Annotated in this window: 22 protein-coding genes; 5 read left to right on the top strand and 17 right to left on the bottom strand. The window is 70.9% G+C overall.

The genetic code is table 11. The annotated features are described in order from the left end of the window. Positions 1-322: 322 nt before the first annotated feature. The gene (locus ACZ7HT_RS17425; protein WP_471166138.1) at positions 323-1,816 is read right to left on the bottom strand and encodes a DUF2079 domain-containing protein; all 1,494 of its coding nucleotides are present in this window, start codon (positions 1,814-1,816) and stop codon (positions 323-325) included. A gap of 60 nt (positions 1,817-1,876) precedes the next feature. Beyond that, on the bottom strand, positions 1,877-2,614 hold the full coding sequence (locus ACZ7HT_RS17420) for a prepilin peptidase (protein WP_471166136.1): 738 nt from the start codon (positions 2,612-2,614) through the stop codon (positions 1,877-1,879). A 40-nt stretch (positions 2,615-2,654) separates the two neighbouring features. On the opposite strand from ACZ7HT_RS17420, the gene ACZ7HT_RS17415 reads away from it, so the two are divergent. Continuing rightward, positions 2,655-3,038 carry a DUF192 domain-containing protein gene (locus tag ACZ7HT_RS17415; RefSeq protein ID WP_471166134.1) on the top strand — a complete coding sequence of 128 codons (384 nt, stop codon included), beginning with the start codon at positions 2,655-2,657 and terminating at the stop codon, positions 3,036-3,038. On the opposite strand, the gene ACZ7HT_RS17410 is transcribed toward ACZ7HT_RS17415, so the two are convergent. Then, positions 3,010-4,110 (bottom strand): hypothetical protein, encoded by a 1,101-nt coding sequence (locus ACZ7HT_RS17410; RefSeq protein WP_471166131.1) that lies wholly within the window; start codon positions 4,108-4,110, stop codon positions 3,010-3,012. The genes ACZ7HT_RS17415 and ACZ7HT_RS17410 overlap by 29 nt on opposite strands. A 74-nt stretch (positions 4,111-4,184) precedes the next feature. Then, on the bottom strand, positions 4,185-4,547 hold the full coding sequence (locus ACZ7HT_RS17405) for a hypothetical protein (protein ID WP_471166128.1): 363 nt from the start codon (positions 4,545-4,547) through the stop codon (positions 4,185-4,187). Between the two features lie 132 nt (positions 4,548-4,679). Here ACZ7HT_RS17405 and ACZ7HT_RS17400 point away from each other — a divergent pair, with 132 nt between their 5' ends. Together ACZ7HT_RS17400 and ACZ7HT_RS17395 are read left to right on the top strand one after the other, a co-directional pair. Continuing rightward, positions 4,680-5,096, top strand: a complete 417-nt coding sequence (locus tag ACZ7HT_RS17400; protein ID WP_471166125.1) for a hypothetical protein — start codon at positions 4,680-4,682, stop codon at positions 5,094-5,096. 29 nt (positions 5,097-5,125) lie between these two features. Next, entirely contained in the window at positions 5,126-5,596 is a 471-nt protein-coding gene (locus ACZ7HT_RS17395; protein ID WP_471166122.1) for an endonuclease domain-containing protein, read from the top strand. A 73-nt stretch (positions 5,597-5,669) separates the two neighbouring features. On the opposite strand, the gene ACZ7HT_RS17390 is transcribed toward ACZ7HT_RS17395, so the two are convergent. From ACZ7HT_RS17390 to ACZ7HT_RS17355, 8 genes are all read right to left on the bottom strand, one after another. Then, complete coding sequence (locus ACZ7HT_RS17390) at positions 5,670-6,182, bottom strand: hypothetical protein (RefSeq protein WP_471166120.1); 513 nt, start codon at positions 6,180-6,182, stop codon at positions 5,670-5,672. Beyond that, positions 6,179-6,679, bottom strand: a complete 501-nt coding sequence (locus ACZ7HT_RS17385; protein ID WP_471166118.1) for a hypothetical protein — start codon at positions 6,677-6,679, stop codon at positions 6,179-6,181. Before ACZ7HT_RS17385 ends, ACZ7HT_RS17390 begins: the two co-directional genes overlap by 4 nt. A gap of 488 nt (positions 6,680-7,167) precedes the next feature. Next, entirely contained in the window at positions 7,168-7,779 is a 612-nt protein-coding gene (locus ACZ7HT_RS17380; RefSeq protein ID WP_471166116.1) for an OmpA family protein, read from the bottom strand. Between the two features lie 9 nt (positions 7,780-7,788). Further along, entirely contained in the window at positions 7,789-8,373 is a 585-nt protein-coding gene (locus ACZ7HT_RS17375) for a hypothetical protein (protein WP_471166113.1), read from the bottom strand. A 28-nt stretch (positions 8,374-8,401) separates the two neighbouring features. Continuing rightward, positions 8,402-9,034 carry a pilus assembly protein TadG-related protein gene (locus tag ACZ7HT_RS17370; RefSeq protein ID WP_471166492.1) on the bottom strand — a complete coding sequence of 211 codons (633 nt, stop codon included), beginning with the start codon at positions 9,032-9,034 and terminating at the stop codon, positions 8,402-8,404. Continuing rightward, positions 9,031-9,237, bottom strand: coding sequence for a Flp family type IVb pilin (locus ACZ7HT_RS17365; protein ID WP_471166489.1), 207 nt, complete (start codon positions 9,235-9,237; stop codon positions 9,031-9,033). Before ACZ7HT_RS17365 ends, ACZ7HT_RS17370 begins: the two co-directional genes overlap by 4 nt. Positions 9,238-9,333: 96 nt before the next feature. Next, positions 9,334-9,498 (bottom strand): LuxR C-terminal-related transcriptional regulator, encoded by a 165-nt coding sequence (locus ACZ7HT_RS17360; RefSeq protein WP_471166110.1) that lies wholly within the window; start codon positions 9,496-9,498, stop codon positions 9,334-9,336. Between the two features lie 129 nt (positions 9,499-9,627). Next, positions 9,628-9,876: a GntR family transcriptional regulator gene (locus tag ACZ7HT_RS17355; RefSeq protein WP_471166107.1), complete on the bottom strand. Its 249-nt coding sequence runs from the start codon at positions 9,874-9,876 to the stop codon at positions 9,628-9,630. A 159-nt stretch (positions 9,877-10,035) separates the two neighbouring features. Here ACZ7HT_RS17355 and ACZ7HT_RS17350 point away from each other — a divergent pair, with 159 nt between their 5' ends. Both ACZ7HT_RS17350 and ACZ7HT_RS17345 read left to right on the top strand, forming a co-directional pair. Continuing rightward, positions 10,036-10,380: a hypothetical protein gene (locus ACZ7HT_RS17350; RefSeq protein ID WP_471166104.1), complete on the top strand. Its 345-nt coding sequence runs from the start codon at positions 10,036-10,038 to the stop codon at positions 10,378-10,380. A gap of 182 nt (positions 10,381-10,562) precedes the next feature. Further along, complete coding sequence (locus ACZ7HT_RS17345) at positions 10,563-10,724, top strand: hypothetical protein (protein ID WP_471166102.1); 162 nt, start codon at positions 10,563-10,565, stop codon at positions 10,722-10,724. 79 nt (positions 10,725-10,803) lie between these two features. On the opposite strand, the gene ACZ7HT_RS17340 is transcribed toward ACZ7HT_RS17345, so the two are convergent. The 5 genes from ACZ7HT_RS17340 to ACZ7HT_RS17320 form a co-directional block, all read right to left on the bottom strand. Then, complete coding sequence (locus ACZ7HT_RS17340; RefSeq protein WP_471166100.1) at positions 10,804-11,691, bottom strand: DUF5936 domain-containing protein; 888 nt, start codon at positions 11,689-11,691, stop codon at positions 10,804-10,806. Between the two features lie 13 nt (positions 11,692-11,704). Then, complete coding sequence (locus ACZ7HT_RS17335) at positions 11,705-12,652, bottom strand: type II secretion system F family protein (protein WP_471166098.1); 948 nt, start codon at positions 12,650-12,652, stop codon at positions 11,705-11,707. 138 nt (positions 12,653-12,790) lie between these two features. Continuing rightward, positions 12,791-14,134: a CpaF family protein gene (locus ACZ7HT_RS17330; RefSeq protein WP_471166095.1), complete on the bottom strand. Its 1,344-nt coding sequence runs from the start codon at positions 14,132-14,134 to the stop codon at positions 12,791-12,793. Continuing rightward, positions 14,131-14,505 (bottom strand): TadE/TadG family type IV pilus assembly protein, encoded by a 375-nt coding sequence (locus ACZ7HT_RS17325; RefSeq protein WP_471166093.1) that lies wholly within the window; start codon positions 14,503-14,505, stop codon positions 14,131-14,133. The genes ACZ7HT_RS17330 and ACZ7HT_RS17325 overlap by 4 nt, the downstream gene beginning before the upstream one ends. Beyond that, positions 14,502-14,816 carry a pilus assembly protein gene (locus tag ACZ7HT_RS17320; RefSeq protein WP_471166487.1) on the bottom strand — a complete coding sequence of 105 codons (315 nt, stop codon included), beginning with the start codon at positions 14,814-14,816 and terminating at the stop codon, positions 14,502-14,504. The genes ACZ7HT_RS17325 and ACZ7HT_RS17320 overlap by 4 nt, the downstream gene beginning before the upstream one ends. Positions 14,817-14,851: the final 35 nt, after the last annotated feature.

Here is a 14,851-nt window from a genome sequence, read left to right as displayed (position 1 = left end):
GGGCCCGGGAGCCCGGTCCCGCCGGGCCCCGGGGGGTCCCGCTGAGCCCCCGGGCAAGAAAAACGGGCCGGTCCGTGGGGGGGATACGGACCGGCCCGAGGGGGGGTTTCCACCATAACCCTTCGATAGTCGTCTTGCGCGCCACGCGTGCCGAACGAACCGCGCCGGATTCCCCGGAACCCAAGCGGCACAAGGGCTCCGGGGCCCTGTGGCGGGTTTGCGCCCCGGCGTGGCGGCGGGGTTCCGTCCCTCCGAAGAGGGACCTGCACGGACAGTCACGGCGTTGACGCCGGGGGACGCCGACCGACCGGTTTCCGGCAGGTCAGCCGCCGGTTCGGCGGTGCAGGAGCGTGATCCCGTCCCGCCGGGCGACGACCTCGTAGCCGTACGTCCGGATCGCGGCCGCCAGCTCGGCCTTCTGCCGGTCCAGCGGATAGGGCCAGTGGCCCGAGGGGTACGGCCAGGCCTCGGGCGCCCGCTCGTCGTGGACGATCCACGCGGCCGTCGGCGGCGGGATGTGCGGGACGTCGTAGCGGTAGAGCTCGCCGCCCACCGGGAACGTCGGGAAGAGGACGACCGTGCAGCGCGCGGTGAGCTGCGGCGCGAGCCGGTTGGAGGCGGCGACCGTGGCCCCGTCGGGGATGCGGGCGAGCAGCGCGCGGGCCGCCTCGACGTGCGGGGTGGTGCGCCAGGTGGCCCGCTGGGCGAGCTGGGCCAGCGGGAACGAGGGCAGCAGGACGACGGTGACGGCGAGGACGGTCGCGAGGACGGCCCGCAGCTCACGCCGGGGCTTGTCCCTGAGCACGTCCACGAGGCCGGCGAAGACGACCGGCATCAGGATCGCGCTGTAGTGGAAGGCCGTGCCCCAGTGGAAGCCGTTCTCGGAGAGCAGCCGCCAGCCGAGCGTGGGGACGGCGGTCAGCGCGAGCGGTGAGCGGAGCGCGAGCAGCGCGGACGGCGCGAAGACCAGGATCAGGGTGACCGCCTTGACCTCGGGGCGGAGCACGTCGAGCGGGGCGTGCGCGAGGGTGGAGAGCAGGGAGCCCTGCGCGTCGGCGAGGTTGCCGCCGTGGGCGTAGCCGCCGCCGGGGTTGAAGGCCGGCAGCAGGACCTCGACCTCCAGGAGCGAACCGAGGACACCCGCGGCGGCGGTGACGAGCCCGAGACGGCGGGGGCCCTTGAGGGCGATGTACGCGCCGACGGCGGCGAGCGTGAACCCCAGGTCCTCCTTGACGAGCAGCAGCGGCGCGGCCCAGGCGACGGCCTGCCGCCAGCGCCGCCGGGCGAGCGCTTCGAGGGAGAAGGAGAGCAGCGGGACGGCGAGCGCGACCTCGTGGAAGTCGAAGGCGGCGGCGGAGGCGACGCCCCAGCTCAGCCCGTACCCGAAGGCGACGGCGTGCGCGGCCGCGGGCCCGAGCAGGGCCTCGGCCCGGCGGGCGAGGGGGACGACGGCGAGGGCGAGCAGCGCGGACTGGGCGAGCAGCAGGCAGAGCGGGGAGGGCCAGAGCCGGTAGAGGGGGGCGAGGGCGGCGAGCAGGGGATGGAAGTGGTCGCCGAGGAGGTTGAACCCCTCGCCGCGCAAGGGGACGACGGGCGCCCGGAGTTCGGCGTAGGCGCGGACGGCCTGCTCGAAGATGCCGAGGTCGTAGCCGGTGGTGCGCAGGAGCTGGTGACGGCGCAGGGCGACGGTCGCGTAGAGGAGGAAGAGGGCGGCGGCCCAGGCCCAGGGGATGAGCCGGGGGCGGCGGTGCCGGGGAATCGGGGCCGGTGCGGGAGCCGTGCCCGTTACAGGGGTTTCATTCGTAATTGTCCGCATGTGCGGCGATGCTAGGGGCGGGCTGTCAGGGCACGACGGTGAACGCGCCGGGGCGGGGCTTTACGGAATGGCGGTGAACGCGCCGAAGAGGAGGCCGAGCAGGGCGCCCCCGAGCATGAAGGGGCCGAAGGGGATCGCCGAGGAGCCGCCGGCCCGCCGCAGCAGCATCAGTCCGACGCCGTACACCGCGCCGAGGAGGAAGCCCGCGAAGGCGCCCGCGAAGAGCACGCTCCAGCCGTACCAGCCGAGGGCGGCGCCCAGCGGGACCGCCAGTTTCACGTCGCCGAGGCCGAGCTCGCTCGGGTTGATCCAGAACAGCACCAGATAGGCCCCGCCGAGGGCGAGCCCGCCGAGTACCGCGTGGCTCCAGGAGCCGGCCTCGTACGGGAGGAGTTCGGCGCCGCCGAGGAGCAGCGGGACGGCGGCGGCGAGCGGCAGGGTGAGCCCGTCCGGCAGCCGGTGCACGCGCGCGTCCACGCAGGCGAGGAGGACGGCGAAGGGCGCGACGAGCAGCCAGACCGCCAGCTCGGGCCGGGGCCCTCCGGTGGCGGCGGCGAGCGCCGCGCAGGCGAGGGCGGTGAGCAGGGGTGCGACGTACGGGCTCGGGGTGGTCGCGCAGGCCAGCCGGCCGGGGCCGCCGAGCCAGCCGCGGCCGGGCCCGACGAGGACGTGCCCGGCGGGGCAGCGGTCCCGCCACGGCTCCTCGGGCTCCACGGAGAGCCGGTACGCGGCCCGGGGCACGAGCAGCCCGACGGCGGCCCCCCACAGGGCGGCGACGGCGATCAGCGTGACGTACACGCACGAGACCCTAGGCGCCCGGGCCGCTACGGTCTGCCGCATGGGGAAATGGGTGGACGGGACGGGGACGTTGACGGTGGCCGCCGGGGAGATCCCGCTGGAGGTGGCGGCCTCCTACCGGGCAAGGCGGCGGGGACTGCTCGGCCGGGACGGGATCGCGGGGGCGCTGCTCATCGTCCGGACGAACAGCGTGCACACCTTCGGCATGCGCTTCCCGATCGACGTGGCCTATCTGGACGGCTCGTTCACGGTCCGGTCGGTGGTGACGATGGTGCCGGGGCGGCTCGGGATGATCCGGCCGCTCGGCCGGCACGTCCTGGAGGCGGAGGCGGGCGCGATGGCGGGGTGGGGGCTGAAACCGGGGGTACGCGTGCGCGTGGACATTGACGAGGGGGTCACGGAGGACCCGAACCGAGCAGCGTGAACGCCCCGTAGACGCCGGAGGCCAGCGCGAGCCCGGCGAGCACGGGCACGGCGACACGCGTCCGCACGCGCGCGAGGGCGACGGCGGGCGGAAGGAGCAGCCCGAAGGCGGGCATCATCAGACGCGGCCGGGAGCCGAAGTAGGCGGCGCCGACGAGGGAGACGAACACGACGCCGATCGTGTAGACGAGCAGCGGCAGCGGCTGCCGCTGCCGCACGCACAGCGCGACCAGCCACCCGAGCAGCGCGAGCGCCGCGCACAGTCCGAGGGCGGCGGGCCACGGCAGGCCCGCGATGAACGTGGCGAGGGCGACCCCGAAGTCGATGGAGTTGCCCCAGGCGGCCTGGACGTCGAAGTAGGCGGTCGGGCTGCCCTGGCGGACGCCGACGTAGGCGACGTACGCGAGCCAGCCCAGCGGCGCGATGAGCACTCCCGCGACGGTGGACCAGGGCAGCTTTCTGTCCCGTACGAGGGTGACGAGGGCCGTGATGCCGAGGGCGGCGATCAGCGCGGCGGCCGTCGGACGGGTGAGCCCGGCGGCCGAGCACAGGACACCGGCGAGGATCCAGCGCCCGCGCAGCACGGCGTACAGCGACCAGGCGGCGCAGGCGGTGAACAGGGTCTCCGTGTACGCCATGGACTGGACGAACGCGGTCGGGTACACGCCCCAGAGCACGGCGAGGAGGACGCCGGCTCTATTCCCGGCGACGTGGGCACCGCACCGGTAGATCCCCCAGGCGGCGGCGAGCCCGGCGGTCCAGGAGACGAGGAGCCCGGCGGTGGCCGCGTCGACGGGCAGGACGGCGGACAGGCCGCGCTCCAGGGCCGGGAGGAGCGGGAAGAAGGCGAGGGCGGAGTGGACGTCACCGTTCGGCAGGGTGACCTGGTACCCGTACCCGTGCTCGGCGATCCGCACGTACCAGACGGAGTCCCAGCGCCCCTTGAGCCGGTGCAGGCCGTCCTTGCCGGTCGCGGCGGCGGCGACGGCGAGGACGACGAGACCGACGACACGGGTGGCGGCATAGCCGCCGAGGGCGGCGAGGGTGGGGCGGTCAGGCCTGGTCAGGGGCATGCGCCCGATTATCCGGGGGCGCCGGTCCGGATCACGCCCGGGTCAGCCGAGGGGCCTCATGCGGACGGTCCGGGTCAGCCGAGGGGCCTTATGCGGACGAACTTCGCGGCCATGACGGGACCGAGCTGCTCGACGATGGCGTGCCCGGGCTCCTGCGGCGAGGGCAGGTCGCCGAGGAACGACGTCACGATGACCTCGTCGATGCCGAGCACGCCGCGCGCACTCTGCTCCTCCAGGAAGTCGAGCGTCCGCCGCCAGTCGGCGGCGCAGGGGGCCTCTCCGAGGAAGGACCGGACGGTGTCCTGGACGACGTCCCAGAAGAACACGTGCGGCTGGACGCCGCCCTGATGGAAGACATGGGTCTCGTACACGTCCCGGAACTCGGGAATCCGGGTGACGAGGTCACTGACCAACTGCACGCTCGAGGTCGCCGTCATCTGTCCAGAATGCTCCTGGTGACGGGGGATGTCCCGCCGGATCCCGCCGGATTTACGCTTTCCTGGCGACGTCTTTCGCCGGGTTTTCCACAGGGGGTGCGAAGTGTCCCTCTTCCGTGGATCGTTGGGCGTATGTACGAGTTGGCGATCCTCGCCAGGGGCGGGGTCCTCCTGACGGTCTGGGCGGTCGCGGCGGGCTGGCCGCCGGGCCGGCTGGCCGGACGGCTGCGCCGTGACGGCTGGCAGCGGATCTGCCGGGGCGCCTGGGCGGCCCCGGGGAGGGAGGTGGACTGGCGGCTGAGGGCGACGGCCCTCCAGTTCCTGCGCCCGGAACTGGTGTGCAGCCACGGGACGGCGGCGCGGCTGCACCGCATCGAGCGACTGGGAGCGGACGCGGGCGCCCCCTGGACTTCACGGCTCCGCCCCCGACCCGCACGGCGCGCGGTGAGGGCATACGCGTCCACGGCACGACGTTCCTCACGCCCCGGGACTGGTCGAACCGGCGGGGCCTGCGGACGACGACCCCGGCGCGGACGGTCGGCGACCTGATACGGGATTCCGGATCCCGCGAGGAGGCGGTGGTCGTCGCGGACTCGGCGCTCGCCCGGCGGGCCGTCGAGGGGGTACGGCGCGAGGCACTCGTCCGGTACGAGGACCTCGCCGCCGAACTCGCCGCACCCAGACGGGGAGCCGCCCGCGCCAGGACGTGCCTGCGCCTGACGGAACCGGCGTCGGGCTCACCGGCGGAGACGGTGGCGCGGCTGCGGATACGGGACGCGGGCTGGCTGCCCGAGTCCCAGCCGACCCTGCTCACGGCAGCGGGCCGGCCCCTGCGCCCGGACTTCCTCTTCCGGGCGGCGGGCCTGGCGGTCGAGATCGAGGGCCACGCCTTCCACGGCACCCGCCGCGCCCACGAACGGGACGTCGCCCGCTTCAACGCGCTCCAGTCCTGCCGGGAGATCCGCCGCGTGCTGCGCTTCACGGCGAGGGAGGTGTTCCGCCACCCGGACCGGATGACGGCGACGATCCGGGCGGCACTGAGCCTGTGACACCTGCCTCGGCGTACCTCAGTGAGGGCACAGGGGTCACCCAGCCGGTCGGGTGACCCCCGCGATGCCGTTGTCAGACTTTGCTGACTCGCCAGGCGATCATGCCCGTGGAACCTGCTCTTCCTGTCACGTTGACAAGCAGGTCAGACGAGCCTGGGAAGCGCACAAACGCCATGGACCGATCGCAAGGAATGACCTTGAATGCCGTGCCTGTGGGAGGCGTGAAGGACACCTCCACCTCTCCGCTTCCCGCACACACGACGGCAAGCTTGTATTCGGTCCCCTTGTTCAGCCCGGCCTGCGTGTGCACTCCGTCCCGGACGCGCTCCTCCCCCGATGCGACAAGGCCCTTGCCGCCGGGGTCGGTTGCGTCCAGAGCCGCCTTCGCCTGGGCGCCGAGCTTCTGCTCCTCCGCTTGCGCCGAGGACGACACGCCGCTGGGGGAAGAGGTGGGAGTCGACGAGCGGGGCCGCTCGGGCTGGTGCGACGCCTGGCCTGACGTGCATGCCGTGAGGAGAAGGCCTGCGGCCAGAGCGGACCCAGTCAGCCAGGCCCGGTGGGATGACATGGCGCCGTTGGTCGTCACGAGGAAGTCTCCCAGTACTTCCATCCCGTGGAATTCGTAGGCAGCTTCGCCGTTCCGGACTTGACCTTGACGGTCCCACAGCCGTCACTGCTGGTCCTGTACTTCGCCCACGAAACCTTGTACCCCCAGGAGCCGTACTGGAGGTGGCCGTACTTGTTCTTGGTGACATCGTGGGTGTACTGATGACCAACCGCGATGGCGAAACTCCCTCCGATGGTCGCACTCACGCTGACCTTCGCCTTCGCCACAATGATCTTGCCCTCCGCCTCGGTTCCTCCCGTTATGGAGGCCGAGATGGTGCCCGTCTTGGTAACGCTGACGTTCATGGTCCCACCCGGACCGTCCTTGTACTCCGTGCCGGACCACCCGGCGCCCACGGTCTGGACGGTCAGTTGCGCCGTGTCCCCGCCGTCCGCCGCGGCCGGTCCTGCCGCGGCGACGCACAACAGCAGGGCTGCCGAAGAACTCATCAGCGTCTTACGTGTGTAGATACCCACGAGGTACCCCTCTTCAGAGATCGCCCCCGACGATCAACTGCCTGAAGAGTAGGCCCCGGACTCTTACACATACAGCAGTCGATCAAATATCTGATCGATATTTGAGGTTGGACGCAGATGAAGTTCACTCAGGGCTGGGTAGTGAACCCGAGAGCAGCCAGGAAAACGGGACGGGGGAGGCATGGGCCACCGGGCGGCAGGCTGAGCCACGGAATTCTACCGCTCGACAGCGAGGGCCTGCCGAAGGCCGTGAACGCCGCCTCTCAGACACCGCCTTCATCAAGGCGGCCCAAGCCAAGGACCTCCTCGTTGGGGTGAGTAACCTGACGCTCGTCGAGGCGTGGCATTCCGCCGATACATGTCACGGATTGAAGTACTGCCGGCCAGCGAGACACTGCCCCGGCGCGCGATCGGCCTGCTGCGCGACACCAACCTGCACGGACACAAGTACGCCACCGACGCGGTGGTTGCCGCCACGGCCCTCGCCCTCAGTGCGTGGTGCGGGGGAAGGAGATCTCGACGCGCCGGTTCTTCTTCCGGCCCTCCTCGGTGCGGTTGTCGGAGATCGGGTAGTCCTCGCTGTACCCGCGGATGTCGAAGGCGGTCCCGGGGTCGAGGGCGCGGGCGAGGACCTGCTGCACTGCGACGGCCCGCTCCTTCGACAACTTGAGCCCGTGCTCGTACGTCCCGAGGTTGTCGGTGAACCCGAAGACCCGGACCCGTCCGGAGCCCATCTTCTTGACCTCGGCGGCGATGGCGGCGATGCGGGCGTTGGCGTCGGGCGAGAGTTCGGCGCTGTTCTTGGGGAACAGCACCTCGGCCTGCAGCGCGAACGTCACGTCCACGTTGGTGTCCTGCCGGCGCTCCTGCCCGCCCTCCTCCTCGACGATCTGCTTGATGTCGAGGACCTTGGCGGGGGCGAGGGTGGCGCCGTCGGGGAGCATCAGGTTCGGTGAGTTCGCGTCAATGACAGGCGCGGGCGAGGCGGTACCGGCGGGTCCGGGGGCATCGTCGGCGTAGGCGGGCGGCCCGGCGAGCGGCGCGAGGGCCACGCAGGTGAGCACGATCCCGGCGAGGCGGCGGTTTGTCGTCGTCGTCATGGCGTCGCCTCAGGAGAGCTTGAGGGTGGCGGGTTCGAAGGTGGGGAGCTGGAACGAGACCTCGGTGGTGTTGGCGGGGGGTGCGGGGAATTGCATGAAGATGTCTACCGATTTGCCTGCTGAGATGATCCCAAGACCCGTTGTGGTCAAGGGCCGACCGTCCGTGTCCCGCAGAACGTAATAGCGCTTCTTCCCCAAGCCGTCGACCAGGGTCGCTCCGCCCAGAGACGTCCCGTGCTTCAGCACCTCGGTCTCGTCTCCCCTCACGATGTCGGGAACAGCACGCCCTTTGTCGGAGGTGTTCTTCAGGGATCCCTTAAGCGTAAGAAAGCCACCGGCGTCGCGCACAGCCGAGTTGATGGTCAGCTCGAACCCGTCCTGCCCCTTGGCGACCGCCAGCGTCTCTGTGGGCTCCTCAGCCTCTTGCGAGCCCTGGGTGGCTGGTGCTCCCTGCCGGGGCGCGGCACTCGTCGAGGCGGGCTTGTTCTCACTGGGCTTCTCCTCGGCGCCGCACCCGGCCACGAAGAGTGCCACGGACGCGATCGCGACGGCGACCACCCCTAGGCGGGTCTTCCTTGCGTAGCGCGCGTTCATGAAGCGTGCTTCCTTTGCTCGTGGCGGGTCAGTCCGACAGTCGGACTCTGAAGAGATCAGCGGCACTGGGGAGGCGCGGGCTTTCAGGATCGATCACCCACGACTCGCCATCGCAGACGAGACCTGTCACGGTGTCCTCGCCGTCAGGGCCTCCATCCCCCTCATCGGGGCTCGTTGGCGTCGGGCCTGGGGAGTGCTCTGGCGGGCCTGGAGGGGGTCCCGGCGGATCGAAGCGGCAACGCGGTTCGAATACAGCTTCAGCAGACGCAATCGCCTGACGCCCCTCTCGACCCGTCGTACGTACGGTCACCCTGAAGCCACGGTCCTCGGTGGCAAGAGACACGCATCCGCGGACTGTGACCACAGCTTCGTTTCGCGCCGCGAACTCCTCCGCCTGCTGACACGGGGAGTCACCGGTGTCCGCCACGCCCTGAAGGAACCTGCTCCACTGCCCCGGATCGAGGATCACTTCAATCCAGCGGTCTCGCAGCTGCTCTCGGGCCTCCTGAGCCGCCGCGAGGGCTGCTGCGTCCGCGGCGGTCTGGGCGCTGTTCCGCTCCAAAGCTGCCTGCCCCACCAGGAAGTAGGCAAACGCCAGAAACAAGAGCCCGGCAATGACCGCGATGTAGACAGGAAACGCCTGCCCCGAGTCCGCGCCTATCCGGTGAGCTCGGCAATCTTGTTCTTGATCGCTGTCATGATCGTGGACCCGATGTCCGTGCCGGTGATCGCGACCACGATCGCCACCACCACCACGATGATCCCCAGATACTCCACCGCCGTCTGGCCGCGGTCCCCACGACTCATTCGGGTCGCCAGTTCGACCTTGGTCTTGGTCAGGGCCTTCAGCATCGCGTCGTACATCGTGGTCCCCTCCGCGTTCAGACGCCTGCGCATGGGCACGGTACGCCGACGGGCAGGTCGGCGGACAGGGCCCGTGGGGCCCGGTGTGGGCCCCGGTCATCGGGTGGGCCTGGTGCCCTGCCAGGAGGCTATGGCCTCGGCGTGAGTGTGGGTGCGGAGTTCAGCGAAGACGCGGCCGAGGTGGCGCTTAGCCGGCTTCTCTGTGATGGCGCAAGTCGCGGCGACCTGCCGGTTGTTCAGGCCCGTTTCGATCAGGTCCATCACGTCCCCCTCTCACACTCGGTCCGCACTCTGTCACATGCGGTTGCGCGCGCGAAGCAGGATCCCCAACCTGAGGTGAGATTGAGACAGTTGTCGCCATTCCCGCGGGACGGAGCGGACGCCCGTACGTCAGTCGCCGGCGGGCGGCTGCTCGGCGACGAAGCTGCCCCTCTGGGGAAGGGTGATCACCCACCCCTCCGAACGCAGAAGGGCGACAGCCTGCCGTGCCGTGTCCCTCGCGACGCCGTACTCGGCCACAAGCTTCGACTCGGACGGGATCGGGTCCCTCGGCCGGAGCTCGCCGGACTCGATCCGCCCACGGATGACTCGGGCGACCTGCTTGTAGATGGGCGTCGGATCAAAGCGGTCTATATCCATGCACCGGACGTTAGCCACGTGCCATACGTCAAACATATGGGCAACGTTCTAGACGAGCTAGACAAGCTATACAAGTGCGGCTAGCGTTCAAAACGAAAGAGCCCCGGCGAGTGCGCTAACACTCCCGGGGCGTGGTCAACCTGACGGAAGCAGGTCGACATGGCAAACCTTATCCGCGCCCTCTTCTTGTGGGTGAGGCTGGTGTTCGGGGCCCGTCGCCGGGGCCGGCATCAGGCCCGTACCCAGCAGCGGGCAGCCCACCCGGCGCCATACCGCCCGGTCCCGGCCCCGCGGCCCGTACAACCGCCCGCCCCCCGTTCCCCGTACGCGCTCGACGTACCCCTCGACGGGTGCGCCTCGGCCCTCGTCCGGCCCTACCTGCTCGCGGACGAGCAGCGGCAGGAGCGGGCCCGGCAGCGGCAGCGGCGGATCGCGATGGTGCTCGCGGCGGACTTCGGGATCGATCTCGACATCCGGGACCTGTACGGGATGGGGGTGGCGTGATGACGGACAGTGCGGAGTTGTGCGGGGCTCGGCCTCCCGGTTCGGGGTCTCACCGCCCGCCGTGCGTGCTTCCCGCCGGGCACGGACGGGGCGAGCACCGCGACGCGTTCGGCACGGCGTGGGGATCGACCGCCACCGGCACGAGGGCGCGGCAGCCTGTGCGGATGTGCGTGCGCTGTGGCGTGATCACAGGGGACCCCGTCGTCGTCTCCGAGGTGCACCAGAGCTCCGGGCCCGGGTTCAACGTCTACGCCTGCCCGGAGTGCGCCTCGTACTACCCGGCCGTGCCGGACGTGCTCGATCTGTTCAACGACCGGGACCGACACCCGGGCGGTGGCCGGTAAGCCCCGCGCCGTGAACACGGACAACGGCGGTTCGGAGCCGTCGTTGTCCGTGGCGGGCGCCAGCCGTGGCCTCAGCCGCTCACTTGCCCGTCACCGCGCCGAAGTCCGTTCCCGTGCCCAGGAACAGGCCCGCGCCCAGGAGGATCATGGTCGCCGGGACCATCAGGGTCGTGATCACCATCGTGGCCTTCGGGACGGCCTTCGCGGCCTTTCGGCGGGCGTTCTGCGCGTCCGTGCGCCGCATGTCGTTCGCGATCTGGATCAGGGTGTCCACGATCGGGGCGCCCAGCTCCTCCCCCTGCTGCAGCGCCGTCACGAACTGCGCCACCTGTTCCGAGTCGTTGCGCCGGCGCAGTTCGTCGAAGGCCTGGCGGCGGCTGACGCCCATGTCCATCTGCCGCAGGGTGATGCGGAGTTCGTCCGACCACGGGCCCTCGTACTTCTCCGCCACCCGCTCCAGGGCTTGCCGGAAGCCCAGGCCCGCCGAGACCACCACGGCCAGGACGTCCAGGAAGTCCGGCAGGGTGCGTTCGATCTGGTCCTTGCGGATGCGGACCGCCGACCAGATCCCGACCTCCGTCCAGAACGTGCCGAAGGCGAGGAGGAGGAGAGCGGTCAGGTACGAGTCCCTGCTCAGCATCACCAGGGCGCCGACACCGCCCAGGACGCCGTACACCGCCCGCCTCGCCCCGTACCGGTCGATCGTCAGACCGCCCGGGTTGCCCGCCAGGTCGATCCGTCGCCGCACCGCGTTGACGCGCTTCGGGCCCATCAGCCGCAGCACGGCCGGCGACCAGCGCATGCCCAGCCGGTCCACGGCCGAGTCGACCGCTCCCGTACGGGTCGCGCCGACCTCCAGGGCCAGTTTCAGGTCGTCGGGCAGCTTCGCGTCGGCCCGGTAGAGGCGGAGCCCGTACGCGAAGCCCGCGACGGCAAGGCCGGCCAGGAGAGCCAGGAGGAGGTCCATCAGCCACCTCCCCCTATACGTCGATCTTCGAGAAGCGGCGGATGACGGCGAAGCCGACCACGTACAGCGCGAACGCCGCGATCACAGCTGCCTGTCCTATGCCGGAGGCCGTCATGCGGTCCAGCGCTCCCGGCTGCATGTTGTCGATGAGGAGGAGCGAGCCGATGCCGATCACCGGGACCGAGTACGCCGTCATGCTCACCTGTGAGAGCTGCGTGCGGACCTCGCGCCTCGTCTCCTTGCGCTCCTCCAGCGTCTCCGTGAGGTTCCGGAGGGACGAGACGACCGTGCCGCCGGCCCTGTTGGCGAGGACGAGGGTCGTGACGAGGACGACGAGTTCTCGGGAGGGGAGCCGTTCCGCGAGTTCCCCGAGGGCGTCGTCGAGAGACGTGCCCACCGCCAGCTGCTGGGCCACCTTCTCCAGTTCGTCGCCCGCCGGGGCCTCCAGCTCGTCCGCCGCGAGACTCAGCGCCATACGGAGGGCCAAACCCGCCTGGGTGGCGTTCGCCAGGATGCGGGAGAGTTCCGGGAGTTGGTTGATGAAGCGCTCGATGCGCTTCTGGCGCTGCCAGTTGAGGTAGCCGAGCGCCACCCAGATCCCGAGGATCCCGCAGATCGGGCCGAAGAACGGCGACAGCGCCGCCTGCCCCACCATCCACAGCACCGCCACCGTCGCCGCCAGCGCCACCGTGAACTCTCCTGGCGTGACGTCGAGGCCCGTCGCCGCGATCCGCAGCTCCAGCTTCCGGCCCAGCGCCGTCTTCCGTACGCGTCGGTCGATGCCGCGGAAGCGGCGCCTGCGCCGGCCGGTCACGGCCTCGGGCGCGCCGCTCTCGTCGAGCCGGGCGACGAGCGCGGCGTGCCGGCGGGCCCCGCTCGCGTACGTCTGGACGCCGACGACTCCCAGGACACACGCGACCAGCGCCACGCCCACGGTCAGCCAGAAGGGGTCGGTCAGCATGGCCGCGCCCCGTGGCGCTGATCCCCTGGCCGCCAGGTGGGGTCGGTCGCGGTCATCCCTGCTCCCCGGGTCGCCAGGTCGGGTCCGTGGTCGTCATCCACAGGTCCGTCGTCATCGTCGCTCCCCACGTCGTCTTCATCACTCCGCCTCCCGGGTCGTCAGGTACGCGTCCGTCGCCGCCACCCCGAACGCCTGCGGGATGGGCTGCCCCGCCAAGTACAGCCGTTCCGCGACGCGCCGCGGCAGCGGGTGGTACGTGAACCTCCCGTACACCCGCCCGTCCGGCGCGACCGGCTGCGCCTCGAAGCGGCAGACCGTGGCCAGCAGGAAGCGTTCCCTGCCGTGCGAGGCGAGAACGGAGATCTCGGTGATACGGCGGGTTCCGTCCGGGTGCCGGGTGAGCTGGACCAGGACGTCCACCGCGCTGTTGATCTGGTCCCGCAGCGCCTCGAACGGCACCTTGACCTCGGACATCGAGGCGAGGGTCTGGAGGCGCATCACGGCGTCCTCGGCCGAGTTCGCGTGGACGGTCGCGAGCGAGCCGTCGTGGCCGGTGGACATCGCCTGGAGCATGTCGAGCGTCTCGCCGCCGCGTACCTCTCCCACGATGATGCGGTCGGGGCGCATGCGCAGGGAGTTGCGGACGAGGTCGCGGATGGAGATGGCCCCGCGGCCCTCGATGTTCGGCGGGCGGGCCTCCAGGCGGATCACATGGGACTGCTGGAGCTGGAGCTCGGCCGAGTCCTCGATGGTGATGATCCGCTCGCCGTCCGGGACGAGCCCGGAGAGCGCGTTGAGGAGGGTCGTCTTCCCGGTGCCGGTGGCCCCGGAGACGATCACGTTGAACTTGGCCTGAACCAGTCCCGAGAGCAGGAGCAGCATCTGCTCGTCGAGCGAGCCCAGGCCGATCATCTCGTGCAGCGTGTACGCGCGGGGGAAGCGGCGGATGGTGAGCGTGGCCCCGGTCAGCGAGAGCGGCGGGATGATCACGTTGACGCGCTCGCCGGAGGGGAGCCGGGCGTCGACCATCGGGTTCGACTCGTCGACGCGCCGGTTGACGGTCGAGACGATCCGCTCGATGGTCTGCATCAGCTGCTCGTGGGAGGCGAAGCGGAGCGGGAGCAGTTCGACGCGGCCGCCGCGCTCGATGAAGATCTGGTCGGGGCCGTTGACCATGATCTCCGTGATGGACGCGTCTTCGAGGAGCGGTTCGAGTACGCCGAGCCCGAGGGCCTCGTCGACGACCCGGCGGATCAGCTGGGCCCGCTCGGCGGTCGAGAGGACCGGGCCCTCGCGGCTGATGATGTGCCCGAGGACGCGCTCCAGGCGGGCGCGCCGCTCGGCCGCCGCGAGCGCGGACATCTCGGTGAGGTCGATCTCCTCCAGGAGCTTGGCCCGGAAGGCGGCGACGAGATGCCCGTCCTCCCGGCCCCCACCCGTGGCCTTCTCCTCGGGGGCGCTGATCCGCGCGCGCAGGCTCATGGCAGGTCCTCCTCGTCGGGCATCGGCATGGTGGCGGTCTTGGTGATGGGGTCGAAGCTCCAGAAGGGGACGACCTGGGGGACGCGTACGGTGACGGTGGCGACGGCCTCGCCGCCGTTCCGGTCGACGTGGACGTCGGTGGCCCAGTCGGCGGCTGCGTAGCCCGCCGCCTCGCCGTCGGTCGCGTCCTCGTCGTCCCCGGCGGCCCGCGCGGCCGCCCGCGCCGCCGTCCCCGCCTGCTGGGCCGCGTACGCGGCGACGCCGAGTTGCAGACCCGCGAGTGCGACGATCAACAGGATGGGCAGGAACCCGAGGTACTCGATGGCGGCCTGGCCCCGGTCACTCCGGCTCTTCCGCCGGTCGCCGCTCATGACGTGGGCTTCCTTTCGTCCACGGCAGCCGCCTTGGTCTCGACCGGGAAGAGGCCTCCCACACCGGGGAACAGGACCGGCACTTGGAGCGTGACCACCGCAGTCACCATCCCGCCACCGGACGGGCAGTCCACTTCGGCCCCGGCCAGCCAGGCCCCGTCCAGGTGCCGCCTCGCCGCCTCGCCGCAGTCATCGCCGACGGCACCGGCGCGCGCCGCCTCGTCCGCCGCGTTCCCCGCCAGCGTGTACGTGTAGCCCACCAGGACGACCTGCCACAGCAGGGCCAGCGTGAGCAGGATCAGCGGCACCATGCCCACGAACTCCACCGCCACCTGCCCTCTGTCCT

Source organism: Streptomyces sp. NPDC037410, from assembly GCF_055602235.1.
This window is presented reverse-complemented; position numbering and strand designations above follow the sequence as displayed.